1 protein-coding gene and 1 pseudogene are annotated in these 1,301 nt (G+C 71.1%); both read left to right on the forward strand.

What is annotated here, in order from left to right; translation table 11 throughout:
• Window positions 1-371: 371 nt before the first annotated feature.
• On the forward strand, window positions 372-1,145 hold the full coding sequence (locus tag PLL68_RS15360; protein WP_324535588.1) for an SDR family NAD(P)-dependent oxidoreductase: 774 nt from the start codon (window positions 372-374) through the stop codon (window positions 1,143-1,145).
• Window positions 1,146-1,176: 31 nt separating this feature from the next.
• A pseudogene (locus PLL68_RS15365) lies at window positions 1,177-1,301 on the forward strand (orotate phosphoribosyltransferase); the annotation flags it as partial.

A 1,301-nucleotide genomic window follows, 5' to 3' on the forward strand; every position in this document is an offset into this window, starting at 1 on the left:
GACGCGGTCGATGCGGGAGCGGATCGAGTTGACGTTCCAGGTGGCGATGCGCACGTCGTCACACTACGCAACGTCGAGGCACACCCTCCCGGGCGGCTACGCGAGGATGCGTGCCTTCTGCGTCTCGACCTCGAACGATGACGAGTGCGCGGTCGACGAGGTCACGCAGGGCGGCGAAGCCAGCGGCATCTGCCCGACCGTCGGGGAACTCGACGGCGACGTAGGACACGGGTCCGAGGTGGTCCGTGATGTCGAGAGGGCTGGCGTCGTGGGAGGTCGCCTGAGCACTATCGCACCGAAGGCAGCAGGTGTCTGCACCGTGTTCGGGTGGTGGCGCGCCCTGCTCGTGACCACGGCATACAGTCGCGACCATGACCACGGCACTCGTCACCGGTGCGTCGGCCGGGATAGGCCACGCCTTCGCTCAGCGACTGGCCCGCGAGGGCCACGACCTCGTCGTCGTCGCGCGTGACCGCGCCCGGCTCGAGCGCCTCGCCACGCAGCTGCGGGCAGCTCACGGAGTCGACGTGGAGGTGCTCGTCGCCGACCTGTCCGATCGCGAGGCCACGGATGCCGTGTGCTCGCGTCTCGCGGACGCCGACCGTCCCGTCGACCTCCTCGTCAACAACGCGGGCTTCGGCCTGGCCGGCTCCTTCCTCGACAACGAGGTGGCCCAGGAGGAGGCCGGGCTCGACGTGATGGTCCGGGCCGTCATGCTGACCTGCCACGCGGCGGGGCGTGCGATGCGGGCGCGCGGCCACGGGGCCATCGTCAACGTGTCGTCGGTGGCGTCGTTCATCGCGCACGGCACCTACTCGGCCGAGAAGTCCTTCGTCACGGTCTTCTCGGAGGGGCTCGCGAGCGAACTGGCCGGCACCGGGGTGACGGTGACCGCGCTGTGCCCCGGGTTCACCCGCACCGAGTTCCACCAGCGGGCGCGGATGAAGTTCTCGGCGCTGCCCGAGTTCCTGTGGCTAGACGCCGACGACCTCGTCCAGCAGGCGCTCACCGACGTCGCCGCCGGCAAGGTGATCTCCGTGCCGGGGGCCCAGTGGAAGGTCCTCGCGGCCACCGTGCGGGCCCTTCCCCGCCCGCTGGTCCGCGGGGTCGGGGTGCGCGCCCTGCACCGCTTCCGCCGGGACTGAGGCGACCGGGCCGGTGCCCTACGGTTGACCCGTGACCGACATCGCTGCTGACCGCGCCCGCCTCCTGCAGATCGTCCGTGACAAGGCGATCGTCCACGGCCGGGTGACCCTGTCCTCGGGCCGCGAGGCCGACTACTACGTCGACCTGCGCCGCAT

The sequence above is a fragment of the Ornithinibacter sp. genome (assembly GCF_035443565.1).
Classification (GTDB): Bacteria; Actinomycetota; Actinomycetes; order Actinomycetales; family Dermatophilaceae; genus Fodinibacter.

Bases quoted from the DNA above. Each gene is read 5' to 3' on its own strand.
- PLL68_RS15360 (WP_324535588.1), top strand. From the start codon at position 372: ATGACCACGGCACTCGTCACCGGTGCGTCGGCCGGGATAGGCCACGCC.